This is a genomic window from Nostocoides sp. (assembly GCF_035343835.1).
In the GTDB taxonomy this organism is placed as follows: domain Bacteria; phylum Actinomycetota; class Actinomycetes; order Actinomycetales; family Dermatophilaceae; genus Nostocoides_A; species Nostocoides_A vanveenii.
Window position 1 is genome coordinate 26,465 of record NZ_DAOQZV010000007.1, and the last position, 6,442, is coordinate 32,906.

General features: G+C 69.7%; 7 protein-coding genes. 4 read left to right on the forward strand and 3 right to left on the reverse strand.

All coding sequences use genetic code 11. The features are described from left to right. Positions 1-623, reverse strand: a 623-nt coding sequence (locus tag PKH97_RS01275) for a TetR/AcrR family transcriptional regulator (protein ID WP_324385585.1), incomplete at its 3' end; no start/stop codon positions are given. Positions 624-663: 40 nt separating this feature from the next. On the opposite strand from PKH97_RS01275, the gene PKH97_RS01280 reads away from it, so the two are divergent. From PKH97_RS01280 to PKH97_RS01295, 4 genes are read left to right on the forward strand one after another with little or no spacing between them, the layout of a single operon-like run. Then, entirely contained in the window at positions 664-1,938 is a 1,275-nt protein-coding gene (locus PKH97_RS01280; protein ID WP_324385586.1) for an acyl-CoA dehydrogenase family protein, read from the forward strand. Beyond that, positions 1,935-2,762: an SDR family NAD(P)-dependent oxidoreductase gene (locus PKH97_RS01285; RefSeq protein WP_324385587.1), complete on the forward strand. Its 828-nt coding sequence runs from the start codon at positions 1,935-1,937 to the stop codon at positions 2,760-2,762. Before PKH97_RS01280 ends, PKH97_RS01285 begins: the two co-directional genes overlap by 4 nt. Beyond that, positions 2,759-3,949: a phosphotransferase family protein gene (locus PKH97_RS01290; RefSeq protein ID WP_324385588.1), complete on the forward strand. Its 1,191-nt coding sequence runs from the start codon at positions 2,759-2,761 to the stop codon at positions 3,947-3,949. Before PKH97_RS01285 ends, PKH97_RS01290 begins: the two co-directional genes overlap by 4 nt. Then, complete coding sequence (locus PKH97_RS01295; protein ID WP_324385589.1) at positions 3,946-4,701, forward strand: SDR family oxidoreductase; 756 nt, start codon at positions 3,946-3,948, stop codon at positions 4,699-4,701. The genes PKH97_RS01290 and PKH97_RS01295 overlap by 4 nt, the downstream gene beginning before the upstream one ends. A gap of 228 nt (positions 4,702-4,929) precedes the next feature. Here PKH97_RS01295 and PKH97_RS01300 read toward each other — a convergent pair whose 3' ends face one another. Then, positions 4,930-5,469 (reverse strand): Uma2 family endonuclease, encoded by a 540-nt coding sequence (locus PKH97_RS01300; RefSeq protein WP_324385590.1) that lies wholly within the window; start codon positions 5,467-5,469, stop codon positions 4,930-4,932. A gap of 171 nt (positions 5,470-5,640) precedes the next feature. Continuing rightward, positions 5,641-6,442 (reverse strand): PadR family transcriptional regulator (locus tag PKH97_RS01305; RefSeq protein ID WP_324385591.1); only part of this gene is annotated, 802 nt, incomplete at its 5' end.

Here is a 6,442-nt window from a genome sequence, read left to right on the forward strand (position 1 = left end):
TCCCGTATGCCGGCGCCCTCCCGTATGCCGGTGCCTCCTAGTCTGCCGGTGGCCGTCGGTCTGCTCGTGCTCGCCGGTGCTTCCCAGTCCGCGGGGGGAGCGGCGAACTGCAGGGCGCGATCCTCGGCATACGCCACCCAGGCGTGCACGACTCCTAACTGCTCGTCCGGCACGGTCAACTGCTCGGCAACGAGCCGAGCAATGCTCTCTCGCAACGACTTCGCTGTGCCCCCGGGCTCGGACCCGGCGCCGTCACTAGGCCCCAGCCGGCCAAAAACCAGCGCTAGATAGAACTCGCGCCGCCGCGCGATCTGGGCGATGAAGCGCTCCACGATCTGCCGCGCCGCTGCCTCGCCGGCCAGGTCCGCGTCGGGCCGCACGGTCCGCAGCACCCGCCGACCCGCCGCCGCGACGACCGCCTCGTGGTACGCCGTCTTGGTCGGGAAATAGTGGAAGAGCAGGCCGCGCGAGACCCCCGCCTCGGCGGCGACCTCGTCGAGCGAGAGTTCCTGCACCGGCCGGTCGACGAACTTGCGCAGGCCGATCCCGAGCAGCTGCCGCCGCCGCTCGTCGGGGGTCATCCGCGCCCGAGGGGCGGGCGGATCGGCGGCGTGACGCGGCATACTATTGAGCATTGCTCAATAGGCGACTATGGTCAAGAGCATGGACTTCACCCCATCTGTGCGCGCGGCCGACCTCACCAATCGGGTCCGCGAGTTCGTCGATACCGAGATCGAGCCGGTCGAGCCGGAGTTTGTGGCCGACATCGCCGCTCGGCGCGCGCGGGGTGAGGACCCATGGACGCCGCATCCGGCAATCGAGACGCTCAAGGCGAAGGCGCGCGGCCAGGGCCTATGGAATCTCTTCCTCCCCGCCGGCCACGAAGGCCCGTATGCCGCGAAGTACGGCACCGACGGCGCCGCCGGGCTCTCGAACCTCGATTACGCGCCGGTGGCCGAGCAGATGGGCCGCAGCTTCATCGCGCCGCTGATCTTCAACTCCAATGCGCCGGACACCGGCAATATGGAGGTCATCCTCAAGTACGGCAGCCAGGCCCAGAAGGACCGGTGGCTGGATCCGTTGCTGGACGGGCGGATTCGCAGCGCCTTCTTGATGACCGAGCCGGGTGTCGCCTCCTCCGACGCGACCAATATGGCCGCCACCGCGCGGATCGAGGGCGACGAGGTCGTCCTCAACGGCCGCAAGTGGTGGTCCTCCGGCGCCGGCCACCCGGACTGCAAGGTCGGGATCTATATGGCGCTCACCGACGAGAGCGCCGACCGGCACCACCAGCACTCGATGGTGCTCGTCCCGATGGACGCCCCCGGGGTCAAGGTCGAGCGGCTGCTGACGACGCTCGGTCAGTATGACGAGCCGCTCGGCCACGGGGAGGTCTCGCTGACCGATGTGCGCCTGCCGGTCGAGTCGATCATCGGCGGCCCCGGGATGGCGTTCACCATCGCCCAGGGCCGGCTCGGCCCTGGCCGGGTGCATCACTGCATGCGCCTGATCGGGTTGTCCGAGAAGGCACTCGAGCTCGCCTGCGAGCGGGCCACGAGTCGGGTCGCCTTCGGGAAGCCGCTTGTCAACCTCGGCGGCAACCGCGAGCGCTTGGCCAAGGCGCGGATCGCGATCAACCAGGCCCGGCTGCACGTCCTGCACGCCGCGTGGAAGCTCGACACCTTCGGCACCGCCGGAGCGCTGTCGGAGGTCTCGGAGATCAAGGCCGCGGTGCCCCAGATGGCCTGCGACGTCATCGATCTCGCGATCCAGTTGCACGGCGGCGGCGGCACCGGGCCGGACTTCCCGCTCGCCGCGGCGTATGCCGGGGCGCGCTCGCTGCGCCTTGCCGACGGCCCCGACGAGGTCCACCTCGTCGTCGTCGCCCGGCACCTGCTCAAGCCGTATGCCGCTCGCTCCTCGGCGCCGAACGCATGAGCTCCGCTGTGCCGCAGTCGCGTTCGGGCCACCGGGTGCTCGTTACGGGGGGTGCGTCCGGGCTTGGGCTGGCGCTCGTCAAGGCCTACTGCGCGCGGGGCGCGCGGGTGCTCGCGGTGGATCTCGCTGACGAGCGGCCGACCGCGGTCCCGGACGCCGTGGCATACCGGCGGCTTGACGTTCGGGCACAACAGGATTGGGACGCGGCGCTCGCCTGGGTGCGCGAGGAGTGGGGTGGGCTGGACCTGCTCTACAACAACGCTGGTGTGGCGACCGGCGGCCGGATCGACGTCGAGTCGATGGCCGACTGGGAGCGCGTCATCGATGTCAATCTGCTCGGCGTGGTGCGCGGCTGCCAGACCTTCACGCCACTGCTGAAGCAGCAGGGGAGCGGGCACATCGTCAACACGGCCTCCCTCGCCGGGCTGATCCACGGGCCGGGGATGTCGAGCTACAACGCGACCAAGGCGGGTGTGGTGGCGCTGTCGGAGACCCTGCATTTCGAGTTGCGCCCGTTCGGGATCCGGGTGTCGGTCGTGTGCCCGGCGTTCTTCCGGACCAACCTGCACCAGTCGTTCCAGGGCAAGGATGAAGAGTTCGAGCAGTCGGGGACTCGGCTGATCACGACCGCAAAACTGTCGGCCGACGACATCGCCGCGCGCGTGGTCAAAGGCGTCGAGGCCGGCAAGCACATCATCCTGACCGACCGGCTCGGACGCACGTCCTACTGGACCAAGCGGCTGGCCCGCCCGGTGTATGACCGGGCCGCGTCCCGAGGTGCGCACCGCATTGCCGCCCGCGCCGAGAAGGCGGCGCAGCGATGAGTGACGTCTCCACGCCCGTCGACGTGCGCGACGAAGACGCGTTCGACGTGGAGTCAATGGCGATCTGGTTGCGCGCCAACGCTTCTGACGCGGGCGGGTTGCACGAGACGCCAACGGTGCGGCAGTTCTCCGGAGGCGCATCCAACCTCACCTATCTCTTGCAGTATCCCGGCGGTCGCGAGTTGATCCTGCGCCGGCCACCGGGCGGGACCAAGGCGCGCGGAGCCCACGACATGGGCCGCGAGCACAACATCCAGGCGGCCCTGCGACCGGCCTTTCCCAAGGTGGCCCCGATGGTCGCCTACTGCGACGACGAGTCGGTGATCGGCTCGGAGTTCTATGTCATGGAGCGCATCCCTGGGACGATCCTGCGGCGTGAGATCCCAGCCGACCTCAGGCTTGACGCGGATGCCGTGGATCGGTTGTGCCGCAACGCGATCGACACCCTCGTGGAGTTGCACCGTGTCGACCCGAGTGCGGTCGGACTGGCCGGGCTCGGCAAGGGCGAGGGCTATGTCGCTCGTCAAGTCGGGGGTTGGTCGGCGCGCTATCGGGCGGCGCGCACGCCCGATGTCGGAGACTTCGAGGCGACGATGGCGTGGCTCGACGGGCACCAGCCCGACGATATTGCCCAGGTGCTGATCCACAATGACTTCCGCTTCGACAATCTCGTTCTGTCCCCGGAGGATCCGACGCGCGTGGTCGGGGTGCTCGACTGGGAGATGGCCACGATTGGCGATCCGCTCATGGATCTGGCGAGCGGCCTGGCGTATTGGGCGCAAGCCGACGACCCCGCTCCCTTCCTGGCGATGCGGCGCCAGCCGACGAATGCCCCGGGCATGTGGAGGCGCGCTCAAGTCGTCGAGCACTACTGCGCGGCAATGGGTTTCACCATGGATCCGGAGCGGTGGCGGTTCTATGATGTCTTCGGCGGCTTCCGGCTGGCGGTGATTGCCCAGCAGATCTACTACCGCTTCTTCCACGGCCAGACGACCAACCCGATGTATGGCGAGTTCGTCAGCATCGTCCGGTTCCTGGACGCCAAGTGCGCGGAATTGACTGCTGCACAGGGCGACTCATCGTTCTTGGACGCGGACGAGTCGAGTTCGGTGGGCGCCCAGGCTACCGGCGAGGACGGTGCCAACGCCGAAGCCGATGCCACGGCCGAGGGCGGGACCGAGGCGTGAGCGTCACGCTGATCACCGGCGCCAGCTCCGGCATCGGCGCCGAGCTCGCCCGTCAGCTCGCCGCGGCCGGCGAAGACCTGGCCCTCTGCGCCCGGCGCACCGACCGTCTGGACGACCTGCGCACGGAAATCCTTGCCGCGCAACCCGGCCGGCGGGTCGAGGTCCGCGCCCTCGACGTCACGGACGACGCCGCGGTGTTCGCGGTCTTCCGCGCCTTCGCCGCCGACTTCGGCACCATCGACCGGGTCGTCGTCAACGCGGGTCTCGGCAAGGGCGCCCCCGTCGGGACGGGACGGTTCGACGCGAACCGGGCCACGGCATACACCAATGTCATCGGCGCGCTCGCCCAGACCGAGGCGGCGATGGAGCTCTTTCGCGCCCAGAAGCGCGGGCATCTGGTGCTGATTTCCTCGATGTCGGCCATGCGCGGCATGCCCAAGACGGTCACCGTGTATGCCGCGACGAAGGCCTTCGTTGCCCACCTCGGCGAGGGGATCCGGGGCGAACTGCTCGGCGAGCCCGGCCTCGATATCGACGTCTCGGTGATCCTGCCCGGGTACATCCGCTCGGAGATGAACGACAAGGTGAAGAAGCCGATGCCGTTCATGGTCGACACGGTGACCGGCACCAGGGCCATCGCCGCCGCGATCCAAGCCCGCAAGCCGTATGCCCGCGTCCCCGCCTGTCCCTGGCGTCCGATGGGCACCGCCATGCGTCATCTGCCGCTCAAGGTCGTAAGACGATTGACGTAGCGCGAGGTGGCGAGGTGGCGGCCACCTCCATCCGCACTCCGTCGCTGGCGCTCCCTCGTGCTCCCGCCAGTCCCATCCAGTGGCCGCCGCACCCTCCGACCCCCGGCGACTTTCGTGTGGCCCAGGGAGTTTTGAGAACGAGCCTGAAGGTTCGGCGTCGCAAGCACTCAGCCGACTCCCAGCCTTGCGTGCATTCGGCCGTGCCCGTCGCTTGTCGGCAGGCTGGTTTCAGCGCACCAGGTCGGCCGGGCAGATGGTGACGGGATAGGGAACGTCGAGGACCAGGACGTCGGTGCCCTCCGCGCGGCCCGCCTCGGCATACCGCCCGTCCACGAGGTGCCACGCGATGATGCTCGGCACGTCCGGGTCAACGACCCAGTAGCAGGCGCACCCGGCCTCCTCGAGACGCGAACGCTTGAGCAGCAAGTCGACTCGCCGGGTGCTGGGCGAGAGGATCTCGACGGCCAGGACAGGGGCAGTGGGGAGGTTCTTCTCAGTCAGGTCCGCGCGCCGCACGACGATGACGTCCGGCTGAAGGACAGTGTCGTCGGCGAGGACGACGTCGAAGGGTGCGTGCAAGATCTCCAGCCCGGGCGGCAGGCTTCGATGCAGGGCCAGACCGAGTTGGAACGACGCCCGCTGGTGGCGTGTCCCCGGTGCCGGGGTCACGAGCAACACCCCGTCGATGAGTTCATACCTGTGGCCGTCGTCCGGCATGGCGTCCAGGTCGGCCCGCGTCAGGGGCCGGCTCCTGGGCAGGGTCGTCATACGGCTCATGGTCCCTCACTTCCGGCCGCGATGTCACGCCGCCGATCCTGACAGCGGGTCACGCTCACTGCGGAAACTCATCCACAGGCTCGCCCGGCGCGCGCGCCGAAGAGCCCGGGTGCCGTGCGGCACCCGGGCTCTCGGTTGGCGTCACGAGGTCAGATCAGCGGATCAGATCTCGCTGTCCTCCGGAGAGTCGCTGGGCTCGGCGGGGGCGTCGCTCGGGGCCTGGTCGGCGGCGAGCAGGCGGTAGAGCGCCTTCTTGGTCTCCTCCAGCAGGCCGGTGGCCTGCCTGACCATCGCTTCGTCGCCGGCCTGGGTGACCGCGTGCGCGGCCATACCGACCTGGGCCAGGCTGGCCCACATCGAGCCGCCGGTCGGGCCGCCGAAAGCCTGAGCGGCATCCTGGGCCGCCTCCTCCCACGGACGGGGTCGGTCGCCGGCTTCGGCGACCGCCGTCATGCCTGCTTCGGTGAGGCGGTAGGCCTTGCGACCCTCGTTGTCGAAGGCCTCGATCAGGCCCTCGTCCTCAAGCTGCGCGAGCGCCGGGTAGACCGCACCCGAGCTGGGGCGCCAGTGGCCGCCCGTGCGTGCCGCGAGCTCCTCGATGATCTGGTAGCCATTGCGCGGCTCCTCGGCAATGAGGAAGAGAGCGGCCGAGCGGACATCGCCGCGACGTCGGCGGCCACGACCACGCGGGCCACGGCCTTCGCCGCGTCGTTCACCGTGCGGGCCACGGGGTCCGCGGCCGCGTGGGCCGGAGCCCGGGCCGCTCTCGCCCCACGGTCCGCGACGCGAATCGGTGGCGTTGGCCCAGACCCCTTGGCTGTCCTGCGGGCCGAAGCTCGCGCCCGGGGCGTCGAACCCGCGAGCCCGCTCGGGACCGAAGTCTCCGCGCTTGCCGTGACCGTGGCTCCCGCCCCGGCCCTGCTCGGCACGCCCGCGGGGGCCGTCTTCGCCTCGACCCTGTCCA

Bases quoted from the DNA above. Each gene is read 5' to 3' on its own strand.
- PKH97_RS01280 (WP_324385586.1), top strand. From the start codon at position 664: ATGGACTTCACCCCATCTGTGCGCGCGGCCGACCTCACCAATCGGGTC.
- PKH97_RS01285 (WP_324385587.1), top strand. From the start codon at position 1,935: ATGAGCTCCGCTGTGCCGCAGTCGCGTTCGGGCCACCGGGTGCTCGTT.
- PKH97_RS01290 (WP_324385588.1), top strand. From the start codon at position 2,759: ATGAGTGACGTCTCCACGCCCGTCGACGTGCGCGACGAAGACGCGTTC.
- PKH97_RS01300 (WP_324385590.1), bottom strand. From the start codon at position 5,469: ATGACGACCCTGCCCAGGAGCCGGCCCCTGACGCGGGCCGACCTGGAC.